Raw genomic sequence first — 15,470 nt, 5'->3', positions numbered from 1 at the left:
GACCCTCATCCGTCCAGGTGGAAGCGGTCGGACATGTGCCGCAACTTCTCGCGTGTGACCGCTCGCTCGGCGTAGACGATGCTGCGAAGGGTGGAGCGGGCGATGGGGTGGTTACGGATGAGCTGGGGTGCGATTCGCTCCGCCGTCTCCAGTTCGCCCAGTGCCTTGTCGCGGCGCCCATCCCATAGCCAGGCTCGCGCGAGGTCCATGTGGTGGTGTCCCTGACGAGAGTTGGGCATGGAAGCGACCAGTTCCGGGCTGGTGCGGTGGTTTATCGTCAAGGCCTTCCGCTGCTGCCCCATCTCCAGAGCCACGCTGATGGCGTGGATCTGGACGTTGCCGGGCGAGAACGTGAGCGAGTGCCTGTCGTACACCGGAGGCCCGGCGTACTCGCCCATGCGGTCGGCCGCCGCCCTGGCGAGATCGATGCGGTCTTCCGCCTCCGCTGCCCGGCCGCCTCGCGCTGCGGAGACCGCAGCACGGAGCTGGAGCGTCCCCCATGCCCGCAGGGCCAACGGCTCGCCGCGCTCGTAGTCCTGCTGAAGCGTGTTGATGGCCTTGTCGGACAGGACGACGGCGTCTTCCCAGTCCGCGCTTGCCCACATGTCCCAGACCCGCATCCAGTCGGCGACCGCGGGCATGACCGGGTCGCCGGACAGCTGTGCGGACCAGGCGGCCCGCTCGCAGGCCATGGCGACCAGCTCGGGGTGGCCCAGAGCATGGGCGGCGGTGTGCGCGAACTTGCAGCACACCGCGTAGATCGCGTAAGCCTCCTCCCGCTCGTGGCCGGTGGTCACCTCGGCGAGGGCGCGTGACTCGCGGAGCAGGTCCGGCAGGACGCGCAGGATGGCCACGTTCGCGGCGGCGTCCCGCAGTCGGTGCAGCCGCGTCATCTCCCGCCACAGCTTCGCCGCCGGACGTGGGGTGCCGTCGAACACGGGAGCGAGGTCGTAGCGACGTAGTTCCCGCAGGATCGAGGATGCGGCAACCTGCCACTGGTTCTCGTCGGGGGAGCTGGTGTACGGGCGGCCGATCAGATCGTTGGGGTGGACGTGCAGCTCGGCAGCCAGCAGGTTCAGGACGCCGACCCTGTCCAGTTCGATCAGGCCGCGCTCCATCTTCGAGACCCAGCCCTGCGACTTGCCCAGAGCGGCGGCAAGGTCGGCCTGCGGCATGCCCAGGCGGAGGCGGGCACGACGGGCTCGGCGGCCGATCTCCTCGGCTTCCTCCAGCATCACTGCACCCCCGACCTGTTGATGGGTCGGCTCGGCTCAGGCGTTCGGCAGGGCATGGTGCCTCCGTCCGTTCAGGCGTCTCCATCAGAACGGTACCTATGCCATCGCATTCCTTGCTGATGGCCTCGCTTCCGCGAGGCCATAGCGCTGGGATCACCGGTGCCGGGCAGGTGCCGTAAGGGCAGGCTGCGAGGGGATCTGTGTGGCATGGCTGGGCTGTGCCGGTCGTGCTGTCGCGGTCGTGCGGGCTTGGGCAGCTCGTGTTCGCTCGCCGGGGGCCCGCTTGGCGGCTAGGCGTTGGATGCGCCAGGTGAGGGTCCCGGCGGTGGAGCGGGCGTCGTCCAGGGTGCGCAGGCGTGCGGCGTGCTGGAGGAGCTGCCCGGGGTCGTGGCCAGCGTTCTCGGCCTCGGTCAGGGCGGCGGCCAGTGCTGGCCAGGCGGGGTCGTCGAGGACCTGTTGGGCGTAGTCGGGCACGACCACGAGGACGCGCTGGGCGTGCCGTTCCATGGTGCGGGCCGGTGGTTTGCGCTGAGCCAGGGCGGCCAGCGGCTGAGCGGCGGCTTGCCGGTAGGCGGCATGAAGATGGGCCAGGGCCTGCTGGTCGTGCCGGCGGGCCTGGTGCCAGCGGGCTGCGGCGATGACGACGAGGACGGCGATGTCGAGGAATATCGCCAGCCCGGAACCGTCCCCGGTGACCGGCGCGGTACGCAGGGCCCGGACGGCGCCCCGGAGGGCGCGGGCTTGGTCTTGCTGGGCGTGGATGCGGGATCGGGTGGCGCGTTCGAAGGCGATGGCAGCCTGCTGGAGCTGTGGCCGCAGGTGGCTGGGGGCGAGCAGCGGCAGGACGTCGATGGCCTCACCGAAGGCGGCGATGTGGGCTTGGGCGGCTTCGTCGTCGCCGTGGTCGAGGTGGTGGGGGATGCGCTCGGCCGCGGCGGTGGCCTGGTGCCAGGCGTTGGGCTTGCGCCGGCTGTCCGGCTCGGTGGCGGGCGGGGTCTCGATGGCGGTGAGGCGTTCGCGGATCTTTGGGAAGGACAGGTCGGGGGCGAGTTTGGCGCCGGAGAACCAGACCGGCTCGCCGGCGGCGTTGATGTCGCCTTCGACGGCGACCTTGTACCCGCGTACGTCGCCGGAGGGGAAGTGCTGTACGTCGACGAGCACGCCCTCGATGCCGTCGAGCAGGCGGAGGAAGTTCTCTGGACTGGTGGCGATGGAGACCAGCTGCCGGACGGTGGTGCGCAGGCGTTCGCGGGAGGTTGTGTCCTTGCCAGCGCGGCGGGCCTTCTCGGTCTCGGCGCGGGTGGGGCGCTTGGCTGCGGTGCGGTCACCTCGCACAACCTGCCGGAGGTCGTATTCCTTCTCGATCGTGGCGAGTTCCTTGTCGGCCTTCAGGTAGTCGTTCCAGTGGCGGGCGGTGCGCAGGTCGCCGCGGACCTTGGTGGCAGCGATGTGGATGTGGTCGTCGGCGTGGCGTACGGCGACCCACCGGCACCCATCGGCGTCACCTTGTGGTGCGATCCCAGTGGCCGCCACAATCCGGCGCGCGATGTCCGCCCACTCTGCGTCGGTGAGGTGCCGGTCGCCGGGAGCGGCACGTACCGAGCAGTGCCACACGTGGCGCTCGGGCGCACGGCCCAGCCGTCTGGCCTGCTTGAGACGCAGGTCGAGGTCCGCCACGAGGAGCTTCTTTGTGGCCTCGAAGTCGTCGGCGCGGCCCGGGTCGGGCGCGAAGCCGTCCCAGGACGCAACCAGGTGCGGGTCGGTGTGCTCCTTGGCCGTCTTCGTGTCGAACAGGTACCGGATCAGGCCGGCAGTGCTCTTGCCGCTGCTGATCTTGGCGATCATCAGGCGGCCTTCGCGGAGACGGCATGGTTCATAACCTGCGCGATGTCGCCGATGGCGGCGCGGACGGCGTCCAGGGTGCGCTCGGTATGGGCGAGGACGGTGGTGTCCAAAGGGTGTGGAGCGCCTCTGGCGTTGAGACGGTGGGCGATCTGGTTGACGTTGGTGCCGATGCGGGCCACCTCGGTCCGTAGGGCGTCGAGCTTGTCGAGGTGGTCGTCGAGCCGGGTGCGCTGACCGGCCAGGGTGAGGGTGAGGTCGCCGTCGAGGTAGGCCGTGATCACGGCGCCGACGAGGTGGGCGCCGGTGATGCCCATTTCTTCGGCGCGGGTGACGATCCGGGTCTTCTCGTCGACGCTGTAGCGGACGTCGACACGCTCTTTGCGCTGGGTGATTTCGCGGGTACGACGGCGAGCGATACGACGCAGTGTGACTTCGTCGGCGGGTGGTTCCTCCTCGGGCACCACCTGGTGCCCGAGGCCCTCCGCCACCCCTGGGGCGGAGGCGTTCGCGTTGGACCGGCCCTTGGACGGTCCAACGTCATACCTTGCTCCGCCGGGTGCTGGGTGAGCGGGGATCTCCGGTCGGGGGGTGGGGGAGGGGGCGGGGCATTGCTCTTTGCGCATCGTTGGGCCTTCTGGCGGTGGGCTGGAGGGAGAGGGAAAGTGGAGTTCGCCCCAGGAGCCTCTGGGGCGAACGGTTGAGCTCGCGGACCGGGCCGGGTCTATGCGGCGTCGACCCGGGCTTGGTCGAGTTCGTCCTGGAGGAAACCCTTGATCTCGTCCAGGCGTTCACGGCCGATACCGAAGCCCTTGTCGCGGATGGCCTTTTCGATGTGGCGACGGGATACGTGGCCGCCACGTCCCAGCGGTGCGGTGCGGCCGATCTCGATGGCCTGTTCCAACGTGGCGCTCGGCTGCTGGCCGGGCCGTGCGGCGGGCCGCTTTTTGGGCTGAGCTACTTGATCGGTGGCGTCCGGGGCCACATCGCTGACCGGCGCCGGTTCCGGGGTAGTTGTGACGCCACTTGCAGCGATGTGGCTGGGCTCTTCGTATGGCTCCGCCTGGGCGGGTCGGCGCTGGACGAGGAGGTAGAGGTGGACGGCGCCGGCGAGGGCGAGTGGAGGCTATGGCAGAAATGACGCCGACGGTGATGTCGTCGAGCGCGAGTCCGCTCCGGTGGGTCTGCTGGTTGAGACGGACTGCGTGCAGGACGTTGGCCCAGATGCTCGTGCCGGTGGCGATGCCGACCAGCGCCGCGACGTACAGGCGAGGCCGCAGAGGCGAGGTGCGCAGGACGAGCAGGGCGCCGATGCCGATGGCGATGAATCCGTCGATCACGAGGGGGAAGGCGTAGGTGAGCACCTGGTGGATGTGGCTGGCGGCGGCCATCTGACGCAGGGCGTCGTAGGAGAGGGCGAAGGCGGCCAGGGCCAGCAGAGCCACACCGGTGCGGATCGAGGCGGCGAGGGCCGCCGGTGCGGAGACGGAGGCGAGAGTGGTGGTGGGTGAGGGCAAGGGTGGGGGTGCTCCAGGAGTTGGGGTGGAGGGTGTGTCCGTGGCGGGTGGGGTCCCGTTGCGACTCGTCGCGTGCCTGGTCAGAGCAGGTACGGGACGGGCATTGATGTCGGGTCGACTCGTTGCGGCCTGGTGAGTCGTCCCGGCTCTGACCTGCGTGGCGACGGGTGGGGACGGGTGGTGTCGGGTCAGGCGCCGGTCGTGGAATCCGGCTCGGCCGTCGGCTCGGGTTCGGGGCAGTAGCGGGCCCAGGCGTCGGTGAACTGCAGGCGAGTGAAGCCCTTGGCCTGGTAGCCGTCGGGGAAGCGGCGGTTGGCCGAGCCGATGCCGTAGTCCTTCAGCAGAATCTGCAGCCCGCGTGCCGTTAGGCCCTTGTCGCTGTACCCCGGCCAGGGGGACTCGGCGTCCTCGTTCAGGGAGTCGATCAGCCGGCTGGTGCGGATGATCGCCGGGTTGCCTTCGGCGGCGAAGACGCGGCGGATGTCGGCGAGGAGGCGGATGTTCAGGGCGCTGTTGTCCTGGTCCTGCTCGGCCTCGTGCTTCGTCATCGCCAGGCAGGCGGCGCGGGCGGCCTCGGGCCAGGGGCCTCCGGCGAGGTCGGCGACGGCGACGAGCGGCTGCCAGGTGTCGGCGGCGCGGTCCTCGACCGGCATCGGCGGCGTGAGGTCCATCGCGGTGGCGTGGAGCGGGGCGAGCCAGGCCACGAGGCGGTCACGCAGGGCATGCAGGGCAGGGGTGTCGCGGACGGTGCGGAACTCCGCGACCTTCTCGCCCGGCCTGCGGCGGCGCATCCGGATGACGACCGAGCGGTCCATGATCGTGTCGGGGAGTTCACCGATGCCGGCGAGGGCGGCCATGGCGAAGGTGGGGAACTTCGACACCTCGTGGTTGGGGCCGGAGACCCGCAGAGTGGGGCGGTTGCGCTGGTGGCCGGCGTTGAGCAGGCCGCGCATCTCCTCGTTCTTCTCCGCGACCTTCGCCGAGCCGAAGAGGGTGTCGGCCTCGTCCACCAGCAGGGTGGGCGGGTTCTCGGTGATCGACCGGAAGACCGCCGCCGGGGAGGCGTTGACCGTGATCAGCGGGTCGTGGACGGTTTCGGTGACCACGTCCAGCAGGCGCGACTTGCCGCATCGCTTGGCCGGGCCGACGACCGCGAGGCGTGGGGCGTGCTGCCACGCCGTCTGCAGGTGCGTAGCCGCCACCCACAGCGTCACCGCGGTGAGCGCGTCCTCGTTCGGCAGCACCACGTACCGCCGAAACTGTGCCTGCAGGTCGGACAGCACCTCTTCACCCTCGGAGGGCTGGGCAGGATCGGGCTGGGATACAGCCGGTTCGCCGCGGACGGCGACCGGCGGCCAGGACGGCTGAGCGTCTTCGGGGGAGGGCTTCGGGGTGGCGGTTCCCAAGGAGGCTCCTTCACTGGTGGTCGCATTGCGAGACCACCTCGGGGATTGGGCTGGGCATCAGACGGGGCCGGGGTGCGTGGACAACACAGCCACACCCGGTGCGTGAAAGTCCAGCCTTGGCACTGGGTTCCACGACAGCTCGTTTTGCCGGTCTTTTGACCGTAAGCCCGTAATCCCGGTTGATGAAATAGCCCCGGAAATTCGCTGGCGATCGGCGCATCGCTCACAGCAGACAGAGAAACGCTCCCAAGCGGTCGGTGCGCAAGCTACAACACACCGATGCCGCCACGCCCACTCGAAATCGGACCCGCCGGACAGGCCGCCGCCCGCGCCATCGAACGCACCCGCATCGCCCGCGGCCACTCACAGCGCCAGCTCGCCGCCCGCGTCACCGCACTCGGTCGGCCCATGACCTTCACCGCGCTTTCCTGCATCGAACGCACAGTCCGCCGCTGCGACATCGACGACCTCGTCGCCATCGCAGCCGCCCTCGGAATCCCGCCCCAAACCCTACTCACCGGCCCTGAGCCGGTCGGAGCGGGTGAAATGTAGCCGACGATCTCCGGTTTCCCTAACCGGGGACTCTCCGGACCATTGATTGTCCTGGCGCTCCCTTCCGTCGAGGTGCGCTACCCCTTCCTGCTCGCCGATTTAAGGAATCCCAATTGCCCGTTGTCACCCCCATTCCCTCTCGTATTGCCTCCACAGTCGGAGGTGGCAGCACCACCATCGGTCGTGCATTCCTCGGGGTGAAGGACGCAGCCGCATACCTCGGGCTTTCGCCCCGCACGTTGTACGTCTGGCGTCACCGCCGACAGGGGCCGCCGAGCTTCCGAATGGGAGCCCACGGGCGAGTGACGTACCGGCTCGATGCCCTCGACGCGTGGATACGCGAGCAGGAGCGGGTGGACTCTCGCTCGAACCCTGCCTTGAATCCCGTGAGCGCTGCGCCCCAGCGCCGTGTCGGCTACACGGCAACCGCCTAGCACCACCAGGACTACGGCTCCCGATCCTCTACCTGCAAGGAAGTCCTTGGCCGGCTACATCGAAGACCGCTGGATCAACAAGAAGAAGGACCCTGTCACCGGCAAGCGGGAGCGCACCGCCCGCTACGGGAAGGGCACTCGATATCGCGTCGCCGGAATCCCCGGAGTGCGGGACATGTCGTTCGACGTCCTGGAGGACGCAAAGGCGTGGCTGCGCCGAGCCGGCACCGGCAGCGAACGGGGCGAGTTCGTCGACCCGCGCGACGGCTCCATCACCGTCGCCGACTACGTCACCCGCTACTGGAAGACGGGCGTACGGGGCGCGCCGGGCACGCTCAAGCGCGTCGACGAGCGCGTGCGCCTCCACATCCTGCCGCACCTCGGAGAGGTGGCACTGAGGGACGTCTCCGCGACTGTCCTACGCAGCTACATCGCCACCCTCGAAGGTGAGTGCGCACCCCGCTACGCCCGGCAGATCCTTACCACCCTCTCCAACGTCTTCGAGACTGCAATCGACGACAAGCGGCTCGTCCGTAACCCGATGCGCGCCAAGTCGGTGCGCTGGCCCAAGGTGCCGGAGGACCAGCGGGAGGCATGGCCGCTGGAGACTGCACAGCATGTGCGGGACGTCATTAATCCGCGCTACCGGGGCGCGGTGGTCGTCGCTCTCGGGTGCGGGCTGCGCCAGGGGGAGGTCTTCGGCCTTTCCCCAGAAGACGTCGACTTCAAGCGCGGTGTTATCCGTGTGCGTCGGCAGGTTCAACTTCTCAATGGCCGCTTGTACTTCGCCCTCCCGAAGGGCGGGAAGACTCGCATCGTCGACATGCCCCGGTCCGTCGCGACCGAGTTGGCTGCCTACTTCCTTCAGCACCCAGCCGTCGAGGTGGAGCTGCCGTGGGGTGGCCCGGAGTCCGACCGGGAGAAACGATCCTTCCCGCTGGTCCTGACCACGACCTATGGCAACGCGATCCGCGCCAACATCTTCAACGACGAGGTCTGGAAGCCTGCCCTCGCGAAGGCCGACGTCATCCCCATGCGGGAGAAGGGGAAGCGCTGGAAGGCTTCCCGCAAAGACGGCTTCCACGTGCTCCGGCACACCTACGCCTCGGTCATCCTCGAAGCCGGCGAATCCGTCGTCACCCTTGCCCGATGGCTCGGCCACTCCAGCCCGACCATCACCCTCGACCACTACGCCCACTTCATGCCGGAGGCCGGCGGCAAGGGGCGTGCCGCGGTCGACGCACTGCTCGGCCCGGTCCCCGAGCACGGCCCAGAGGACCTGGTCGCGGCCTGAGTAACGGGTGGCACAGCGCATGCTGTGCCACCCGTTCTCGTTGGCGCGTCGCGGCGCACGTGTCATGCCGCTCGACGCCACGGCAAGCGGGAGCCGCTGGTGGGCAGCGCGAGCAGTTCGTGCAAGGGCCTGCCCTTGTGGGCCCAACGGTCCAGCCGGTCGCGGTCCACCCACCGCACGCCATGGCGGTCGCCCCAAGCCATAGCGTCGTGGGTGAACGAGCCGTTGGTGACGACGACGGCGTGGTTCGCCTTGTGCACGGGACCTGCTGTGCCCTTCACCTGGTACATCACCGACGAGCCGACCTTGCCTCCGACGCGTGTGTGTTTGGCCTGTATCACGATCCGCCCGAGGGGTGTCCGGATGCCGATCACGTCGGCGGCCTGGTCCCCGGCCCGGCCCACCTTCCTGGCCGCCCAGCCGTCGCGGACGAGGAGATCGCGCAGTGCGTACTCGAACTGCCCGTCGTTCATCGCATCGAACTCCGCCAGGGCGATGCGTAGACGAGCCAGCCTTTCACCGTCCGCGCGATGCCGGCGGTGGCCCCGTATCCGGAGTCCGGCCACGGCGACGGCCAGGGCGAGGGCGATCAGGACCAGCAGCGGCCAGGCCGCAGCGGCCCTCGTCATCAGGTTCGATGCGGCCTGCACCAGGGCGACCATGACCGCGAGGGCCACGGCTACCGCACCCAACGAGTCCATGGTGCTGCGCGGTCGCCACTGGAGCCTTCGCCGCGGGCGGGCTGTCACTGCCCGCCCGCCGGCGCGGAGACGGCAGGCTTCGGGGCAGGCTGCTGCTCGGCGTCGCTGTCGCCGAACCCGAAGATCTGACCCCAGAGCCACACCACCGCGCACAAGCCGGCCACGGCCCAGACGCTCAGCCCCTTGGCGGACTTCGGCCCCGGCTTGCGGCGGATGTAGCTTCGTACGCGCACGTATCCGTCCGGAACCTTCGGCATGCCGCATCCCCTCCCTATCGGTCCGCGCTGCGCGGACCTCCAGTTCGGTTGTAGCGGTGGCCACTGACAGAACCTGATGCCCCGTCATGATCGTGCGGGAGGCTAGGGTGCAAGTCGGCCATGCCTTCGCGAGTGTCTACCGACCCTCGCGGTCCTCTGGTCTGCGCCGAGGCTGTCCGGCTGGGTGTCGTGCTGCGGATACGCAAGGCGTTTCGAATGGCCTGTTCCTGCGGAGTGCGACGAGCAGCGACTGCGCCGGGCGCCGCCCCTCGATGAGGTGGAGGTCCTGAACCCGGTCGGCCCGCTGCCGCGCATTCTCCCCAGATTCTCCCCAGGCGGCTTCCGGAGGCGCGATCCGTGATTTGCTTGTGCTAAGTCGATCAAGGGGGCGCGCCCTCGACGCTACAGCCAGTCCCGCCGCTTGAAGACGAAGTACAGGCTTGTGCACACCGCTGCCATCAGCAGAATTGCGAAGGGGTAGCCGAACGTCCAGTGCAGCTCGGGCATGGCGTCGAAGTTCATGCCGTAGATCGTTCCCACCAGCGTCGGCGCGAACAGGATCGCCGCCCAGGAGGAGATCTTCTTGATCTCCTCGTTCTGTTCGAAGCCGGCTTCTGCCAGGGCGCGCATCTCGGCGTTCTGTTGCTGGGTGACGAGGGTGGCGTTGACCTGGAGGATGTCGGTGAGGGCCGAGCGGAAGCCGTCGACGCGTTCGCTGGTGTGGGTGACGTGGTCGGCGACGTCGCGGAGGTAGCGCTGGAGTTCGTCGTCGGTGCCGTATTTGGCGAAGCCCGCCATCAGGCCGTGGAGCATGCCGACCAGGGGGCGGGTGGCGCGCTGGAACTCGACCATTTCGCGGGCGAGTTCGTAGATGCGGCGGGAGACGGCGGGGTCGCCGCTGAAGACCTCGGTCTCGATCTCGTCGATGTCGTTCTGCACGCCCGCCACGACGGGGGCGTAGCCGTCGACCACGGCGTCGAGGATCGCGTACAGCACCGCCTCGGGGCCCAGGGCCAGCAGCTCCGGGGTGGCCTCCATGCGGCGGCGGACGGCCGAGAGGTCCGGGGCCGCGCCGTGGCGGACGGTGATCACGAAGTCGGGGCCGACGAAGACGTGCAGTTCGCCGAAGTCGACCTCTTCGGGGGCGTCCAGGTAGCGCGCGGCGCGCAGGACGACGAAGAGGGTGTCGCCGTAGCGCTCCAGCTTGGGGCGCTGGTGGGCCTCCAGGGCGTCCTCTACGGCGAGCTCGTGGAGGCCGAACTCCTCGGCAAGGGAGAGGAGTTCGCCCTCAGTGGGGCGCTGCAGGCCGATCCAGGCCATGCTGTCGGGCTGCTCGTGCAGGCGGCGGTAGGTGTCCGCCAGGGAGTCCGGTGTCGCGATGCGGCGGCCGTCGCGGTAGACCGCGGCGTGCACGATGCTGCCCGCGCCGTCCGCGGGCGGGGCCGCCGGGGGCGGGGGAGCGGCCGCGGCGCCGTCCGTGCGGCCGGTCGTGCGGCCGTTCGCCGGGCGGAGCCGGGAGTGCTTCCGGGGCGCGGGGCGCCTGCTGCGCGGAGGGTTTTCGGACACGGGTGCACTCCCTCTCGCTGTTCGCAGGACCAGGCACAGGATATACATGCCGAATTCGGTCGCGCGGTGCGGTTCAGGACCGGATCTGTCCGCAACGCGTCCTAGTTTGATCACATGGCAACCAGCGGGTCCCCGATTCTGACCGTCCGAGCCCTCAATCGTGCTCTCCTGGAGCGTCAGCTGCTGCTGCGCCGCACCGCGCTGCCGGCCCTCGACGCCGTGGAACACCTGGTCGGTCTTCAGGCGCAGTCGCCCCAGGACCCGTACTACGCGCTCGCCGCCCGTCTCGACGGCTTCGACCCCGAGGAGCTCTCCGGTCTCCTGGCCTCGCGTGCAGCTGTCCGCATTCCTGTGATGCGCTCGACGATTCACCTGGTCAGCGCCCGCGACTGCAGGCCTCTGCGCAGCCTCTTCCAGGTCGTGCAGGAGCGCGCGTTCCGGGGCAACCACGGCAAGCGCCTCGGTGACCTCGACCTCGAGCCCGTGGCCGCGTACGCCGCCCGGCTCGTCTCCGAGCGCCCGTACACCTTCCACCACCTCGGCCTGGCGCTCGGCCAGGTGTGGCCGGATCACGCCCCTCAGGACCTGGCGATGGCGGCCCGGACGCTGCTGCCGCTCGTCCAGGTGCCCCCGCGCGGGTTGTGGGGCCGCAGCGGGCCCGCCGCCCACACCACGGCCGGCCACTGGCTCGGCGACCTCCCCGCCTCCGCCCCCGCGCCCGACCTCGGCGCCACCCTCCTGCGCTACCTCGCCGCCTTCGGCCCCGCCTCCGTCAAGGACATGCAGAAGTGGTGCGGCCTGACGGGGCTGCGCAGCGTCGTCGACGGGCTCCGCCCCGGGCTGCGCACCTTCCGCGACGAGAACGGCACCGAGCTCCTCGACCTGCCCGACGCCCCGCTGCCCGACCCCGGCACGGCGGCGCCGGTGCGCTTCCTGCCCGAGTTCGACAACGTCTTCCTCTCCCACGCCGACCGCGCCCGTATCGTCGACCCCGCGCACCTGCGCCGCGTCTGGCGCGTCAACCGGGCCGTGCCCACGGTCGTCCTCGACGGGTTCATCCGCGCCGGGTGGCGCCTCGACCGGGCCGTCCCGGAGACCACGACGCTCGTGGTCGAGCCCTTCGAGGAGATCCGTCCGGCGGACCGGGCCGGGCTGGAGGAGGAGGCCGCCCGCGTCCTGGCCATGGCGGCGCCCGGCACAGCGCACGATCTGCGCGTCCTGCCGGTCGCCTGACAGGCCCGCCCCTTCCGGTCCTCCGCCCTTTCCGGTTCTCCGGCCCTTTCCGGTTCTCCGGCTTCCGGCCCCCTCCGGCCTCCCTACTCGCCGACGTCCCGGCTGCGCAGGTCGTCCAGCGTCTCGCGGCGTACGAGGAGCCGGGCGCGGCCCCCGGACACCGCGGCCACCGGCGGCCGGCCGACGAGGTTGTACGCCGAGGCCATCGACAGGTGGTACGCGCCCGCCGCCGGCACCGCCAGCACGTCGCCCGGCCGCAGGTCGCCGGGGAGCTCCACGTCCTCGGCGAGCACGTCGCCCGCCTCGCAGTGCCGGCCCACCACCGTCACCGTGCGGCCGGGCGCCGCCGATGTGCGCCCGGCCAGCCGGACCGTGTAGCGGACCCCGTACAGCGCCGGGCGCGGGTTGTCGCTCATGCCGCCGTCGACGGCCACGAACGTCCGGCCGGCCGTGGCCTTCACCGACAGCACCCGGTAGAGCGCGACGCCCGCCGGGCCCGCTATCCACCGCCCCGGCTCCACGGTCAGCCGCGGCCGCGGGAGCCCGAACCGGGCGCACTGCAGGTCCAGTTCGGATCCGATCCGCTCGGCGTACGTGCGCGGGTCCACGGCCGGGTCGCCCTCGCGGTAGGCGATGGCGAAGCCGCCGCCCAGGTCCAGCTCGGGAAAGGTCACCCCGTGCCGGTCGCGGATACGGGCCAGCAGCGGGACGAGCCGGCGCACGGCGGTCACGTACGGGCCCAGGCCCGCGATCTGCGAGCCGAGGTGGCAGTGCAGGCCCGCCAGCTCCAGCCGCGGCTGGCCGAGGAGCCGCTCCACCGCCTCCTCGGCCTCCCCGCCGGCCACCGGCACGCCGAACTTCTGGCCCTCCACCCCCGTCCGCACGGCCGCGTGCGCCCCCGCGGACACGCCCGGCACGACCCGCAGCAGCACGCGCTGGCGGGCGCCCGCCGGCACGAGGGCCGCGAGCCGGGCGATCTCACCCGTCCCGTCGATGACGATCCGGCCCACGCCCAGGCGCAGTGCGGCCCGCACGTCGTCGGGGCTCTTGGCGTTGCCGTGCAGCACGATCCGCTCGGCGGGGAAGCCGCTGTGCGCTGCCAGTTCGAGCTCGCCGGCGGAGCAGACGTCCAGGCTCAGCCCCTCCGCCTCGATCCAGCGGATCATCGCGCGGGAGAGGAACGCCTTGCCGGCGTAGGCGACGTCGGCGCCGGGGAGCGCCGCGCGCCAGGCGCGGGCGCGGGCCCGGACCTCGTCCTCGTCCATGACGTAGACGGGCGTACCGAACCGGTCGGCGATCTCACCCAGCGCCACCCCGCCCACGGCGAGCCCGCCGCCACCCGGCACCTCCCGCGTGGAAGCGGGCCACACCGGCGCGGCGGGTGCGCTCGACGGGGGCGGCGGCGGGGATACGGGGGCGGTCGGCATGGCGGTCATGGGGGTCTCCTTCGGGCGGATTGCGGTGCGGGGTCCCTGCGGTGCCGATGCGGTCGGGGCCTGTCGGGGTCGGGGCCTGTCCGGGCACCGCCGGGCCGCGCCGCGGGGGGTTGCTCGCCGCTGCGGCGGGTTGCTTGCCTGCGGCAAGGGAGTGAGAGGTGGCGGGGGACTCGCCGGTGCCTGGTGCCGGACGCACCCCGGCCGCGCCGGCAACCGTCCCGCGGGGATGGCACCCCGCCCGGCCGGATGGCAACCGGGTCGGCTCGATCAGCCGGGTCACCTCAGGTCACCCCGAGCCGCCCGAGCCATCCGAGCCGCCCGAGCCATCCGAGCCGCCCGAGCCGCCCGAGCCGCCCGAGCCACCCGGGCCATCCGAGTCACCCGGGCCCCCGAGCCGCCCGAGCGACCTGGGCCACCCAGGCCACCCGAGCCATTCCGGCTGCCCGGTCAGCCCGGAAGTGCCGTCAGCGGTGGTTCCGCCGGGTCCGGTCGTACTGCCGGGGCCGTCAGCTGGGGGTCGATGGAGATCGTGGCGACGCCGAGGGGGGTTGCCAGGGCCCGGACGGCCGGTAGGGCCAGGCGGATCGAGGGCTGGTCGGGGCCCAGAACGGACGAAAGCCGTCGCTCGGTGGTGAAGGCGACGGCGGTCCTCGTGCCGAGGGGGGAGCGGAAGACCCGCAGGGCGAAGCCGCACGCGCAGGGCCGTACGGGCACGTACAGCGGCTGCTCGGGGGCGTGGCCGGCGGGATGGGAGGGTTCGGCGGGTTCCCCGTCGCCGGCCTGCGGACTCTCGGCGGCGGCCGTGCCGGAGGCGGCGGCGACTGCGGCGGCTTCGGCGGGGGTACGGCTCAGGTGCATGACGGTCCTCGGAAGCTCGGGAGGTGTCGGATGGGAACGTCGGTGACGGCGCCGCGGCGCCGCCGTTCACGCTATGCCCGTACCGAACCCCGCCGAGCTCCTCCTTGACAGCCTGTTGACCCTCGGTGCCACTCCTTTGACGTTTCCTTGACGGTCCGGGGAGCGGCCGGCGACGAGAGGGACGCGGGTGCGAACGGCTACGGCAGCAGACCCGCCCGCCGCGCCGCGACCACCGCCTCCAGGCGCGTGTGCACCCCCAGCTTCCGCATGCTCGACCGGAGGTAGCTCTTGACCGTTTCCGGGCGCAGGCCCAGCCGGTCCGCCGCCGTGGCGTTCGTCGCGCCCGTCGCCACGCACGCGAGGACGTCCACCTCGCGCGGTGACAGGTCCACGCCGGGCCCCGCGCGCCGTACCGCCGGGTCCGCGGAGGAGGCCGCGGCCAGGCGACCGCACGCCGCGAGCAGCTCCTGGCGCAGGCGCTGGTCCGTGACACGCTGTGCCAGGGCGCGCAATTCGCCGTGCGCCTCGCGGACCTCCTCCCACATCGCCGGGTCGGCGGTGGTGGGCTGATGGGCCACGGACAGCAGCCGCTGCACCTCGTCCTGGACGGCGAGGGCCTGTTCCAGCTCGCGCGCCGCGTCGACGGCGGCGGTCAGGGAGCGGTCCCCGAGGGTGAGCGGGCGCCGCAGGGCGCCGTAGAGCACGCCGCGCACCCGGCCCCGCACGACCACGGGCACCGCGAGCACGGAGCGCAGGCCCTCGGCCGCCACCGCCGCGTCGTACTCGTGCGTGATGACGTGCGAGGACTGGTAGTCGGTCACGGACAGCGGGCGGGTGAGGGCGGCCGCCTTGCCGCCCAGTCCGCTGCCCGTGCGGATCGCCAGTCCGCGCAGGACCGGCGTCGTCGTTCCGGTCATGTCCGATATTCGGAACTGTCGTGTTCCCGTGAGCAGTCCGCCGAAGGCGACCGGCAGTCCGGCGCCCTTGCGCATCCGCATCAGCGCCGCCCGCACCTCGGCCGTTCCGTCCGGATCTCCCATCGCTGCCTCCCCGTCCCGGATCCGGAGGTGGAATCTCCGTATCCCTGAAATGCGGCCACCCCCGTTCGGGGGTGGTGAGACTCAGATCACCGTCGCACG

The 15,470-nt window shown here is 71.2% G+C and carries 14 protein-coding genes and 1 pseudogene; 4 read left to right on the top strand and 11 right to left on the bottom strand.

All coding sequences use genetic code 11. From position 1 onward, the window contains the following. Positions 1-5: 5 nt before the first annotated feature. The 5 genes and pseudogenes from ACFPP6_RS20845 to ACFPP6_RS20825 all read right to left on the bottom strand — a co-directional run bounded on the left by ACFPP6_RS20845 (position 6) and on the right by ACFPP6_RS20825 (position 6,000). Positions 6-1,235 carry a helix-turn-helix domain-containing protein gene (locus ACFPP6_RS20845; RefSeq protein WP_382044466.1) on the bottom strand — a complete coding sequence of 410 codons (1,230 nt, stop codon included), beginning with the start codon at positions 1,233-1,235 and terminating at the stop codon, positions 6-8. A gap of 153 nt (positions 1,236-1,388) precedes the next feature. Continuing rightward, positions 1,389-3,080, bottom strand: coding sequence for a relaxase/mobilization nuclease domain-containing protein (locus tag ACFPP6_RS20840; protein WP_382044463.1), 1,692 nt, complete (start codon positions 3,078-3,080; stop codon positions 1,389-1,391). Then, on the bottom strand, positions 3,080-3,568 hold the full coding sequence (mobC, locus tag ACFPP6_RS20835) for a plasmid mobilization relaxosome protein MobC (RefSeq protein ID WP_382044460.1): 489 nt from the start codon (positions 3,566-3,568) through the stop codon (positions 3,080-3,082). Before mobC ends, ACFPP6_RS20840 begins: the two co-directional genes overlap by 1 nt. 233 nt (positions 3,569-3,801) lie before the next feature. Next, positions 3,802-4,594, bottom strand: a pseudogene (locus ACFPP6_RS20830) (DUF2637 domain-containing protein). 188 nt (positions 4,595-4,782) lie between these two features. After that, complete coding sequence (locus ACFPP6_RS20825) at positions 4,783-6,000, bottom strand: DUF3631 domain-containing protein (RefSeq protein ID WP_382044457.1); 1,218 nt, start codon at positions 5,998-6,000, stop codon at positions 4,783-4,785. Positions 6,001-6,279: 279 nt separating this feature from the next. On the opposite strand from ACFPP6_RS20825, the gene ACFPP6_RS20820 reads away from it, so the two are divergent. The 3 genes from ACFPP6_RS20820 to ACFPP6_RS20810 all read left to right on the top strand — a co-directional run bounded on the left by ACFPP6_RS20820 (position 6,280) and on the right by ACFPP6_RS20810 (position 8,280). Continuing rightward, positions 6,280-6,552 (top strand): helix-turn-helix domain-containing protein, encoded by a 273-nt coding sequence (locus tag ACFPP6_RS20820; protein WP_382044454.1) that lies wholly within the window; start codon positions 6,280-6,282, stop codon positions 6,550-6,552. 197 nt (positions 6,553-6,749) lie between these two features. After that, complete coding sequence (locus ACFPP6_RS20815; protein WP_382044612.1) at positions 6,750-6,986, top strand: helix-turn-helix transcriptional regulator; 237 nt, start codon at positions 6,750-6,752, stop codon at positions 6,984-6,986. Positions 6,987-7,032: 46 nt separating this feature from the next. Next, complete coding sequence (locus ACFPP6_RS20810) at positions 7,033-8,280, top strand: tyrosine-type recombinase/integrase (protein WP_382044451.1); 1,248 nt, start codon at positions 7,033-7,035, stop codon at positions 8,278-8,280. A gap of 62 nt (positions 8,281-8,342) precedes the next feature. Here the strand turns inward: ACFPP6_RS20810 and ACFPP6_RS20805 are convergent, their stop codons facing one another. From ACFPP6_RS20805 to ACFPP6_RS20795, 3 genes are all read right to left on the bottom strand, one after another. Continuing rightward, positions 8,343-8,981 (bottom strand): restriction endonuclease, encoded by a 639-nt coding sequence (locus tag ACFPP6_RS20805; RefSeq protein WP_382044448.1) that lies wholly within the window; start codon positions 8,979-8,981, stop codon positions 8,343-8,345. A gap of 44 nt (positions 8,982-9,025) precedes the next feature. Beyond that, complete coding sequence (locus ACFPP6_RS20800) at positions 9,026-9,238, bottom strand: hypothetical protein (protein ID WP_382044445.1); 213 nt, start codon at positions 9,236-9,238, stop codon at positions 9,026-9,028. A 402-nt stretch (positions 9,239-9,640) separates the two neighbouring features. Beyond that, entirely contained in the window at positions 9,641-10,804 is a 1,164-nt protein-coding gene (locus ACFPP6_RS20795) for a magnesium and cobalt transport protein CorA (protein ID WP_382044442.1), read from the bottom strand. Between the two features lie 114 nt (positions 10,805-10,918). On the opposite strand from ACFPP6_RS20795, the gene ACFPP6_RS20790 reads away from it, so the two are divergent. Next, a complete protein-coding gene (locus ACFPP6_RS20790; RefSeq protein ID WP_382044439.1) occupies positions 10,919-12,037 on the top strand; it encodes a winged helix DNA-binding domain-containing protein in 1,119 nt (372 codons plus the stop codon). 83 nt (positions 12,038-12,120) lie between these two features. Here ACFPP6_RS20790 and lysA read toward each other — a convergent pair whose 3' ends face one another. The 3 genes from lysA to ACFPP6_RS20775 form a co-directional block, all read right to left on the bottom strand. Next, positions 12,121-13,473: a diaminopimelate decarboxylase gene (lysA, locus tag ACFPP6_RS20785; protein WP_382044436.1), complete on the bottom strand. Its 1,353-nt coding sequence runs from the start codon at positions 13,471-13,473 to the stop codon at positions 12,121-12,123. 447 nt (positions 13,474-13,920) lie between these two features. Continuing rightward, positions 13,921-14,331: an SAV_915 family protein gene (locus ACFPP6_RS20780; protein WP_382044433.1), complete on the bottom strand. Its 411-nt coding sequence runs from the start codon at positions 14,329-14,331 to the stop codon at positions 13,921-13,923. 197 nt (positions 14,332-14,528) lie between these two features. Next, a complete protein-coding gene (locus tag ACFPP6_RS20775) occupies positions 14,529-15,371 on the bottom strand; it encodes a helix-turn-helix transcriptional regulator (RefSeq protein WP_168096433.1) in 843 nt (280 codons plus the stop codon). Positions 15,372-15,470: the final 99 nt, after the last annotated feature.

It is taken from the genome of Streptomyces aureoversilis (assembly GCF_042657885.1).
In the GTDB taxonomy this organism is placed as follows: Bacteria; Actinomycetota; Actinomycetes; order Streptomycetales; family Streptomycetaceae; genus Streptomyces; species Streptomyces aureoversilis.
Note: the sequence above shows the minus strand (reverse complement) of the source record. Positions and strands in the feature narration are given on the sequence as shown.

What these genes read in the sequence shown, in the direction of transcription:
- ACFPP6_RS20845 (WP_382044466.1), bottom strand. Translation starts at nt 1,235, where the DNA reads ATGCTGGAGGAAGCCGAGGAGATCGGCCGCCGAGCCCGTCGTGCCCGC.
- ACFPP6_RS20840 (WP_382044463.1), bottom strand. Translation starts at nt 3,080, where the DNA reads ATGATCGCCAAGATCAGCAGCGGCAAGAGCACTGCCGGCCTGATCCGG.
- ACFPP6_RS20820 (WP_382044454.1), top strand. Translation starts at nt 6,280, where the DNA reads ATGCCGCCACGCCCACTCGAAATCGGACCCGCCGGACAGGCCGCCGCC.
- ACFPP6_RS20805 (WP_382044448.1), bottom strand. Translation starts at nt 8,981, where the DNA reads ATGGACTCGTTGGGTGCGGTAGCCGTGGCCCTCGCGGTCATGGTCGCC.
- ACFPP6_RS20800 (WP_382044445.1), bottom strand. Translation starts at nt 9,238, where the DNA reads ATGCCGAAGGTTCCGGACGGATACGTGCGCGTACGAAGCTACATCCGC.
- ACFPP6_RS20790 (WP_382044439.1), top strand. Translation starts at nt 10,919, where the DNA reads ATGGCAACCAGCGGGTCCCCGATTCTGACCGTCCGAGCCCTCAATCGT.
- lysA (WP_382044436.1), bottom strand. Translation starts at nt 13,473, where the DNA reads ATGACCGCCATGCCGACCGCCCCCGTATCCCCGCCGCCGCCCCCGTCG.
- ACFPP6_RS20780 (WP_382044433.1), bottom strand. Translation starts at nt 14,331, where the DNA reads ATGCACCTGAGCCGTACCCCCGCCGAAGCCGCCGCAGTCGCCGCCGCC.
- ACFPP6_RS20775 (WP_168096433.1), bottom strand. Translation starts at nt 15,371, where the DNA reads ATGGGAGATCCGGACGGAACGGCCGAGGTGCGGGCGGCGCTGATGCGG.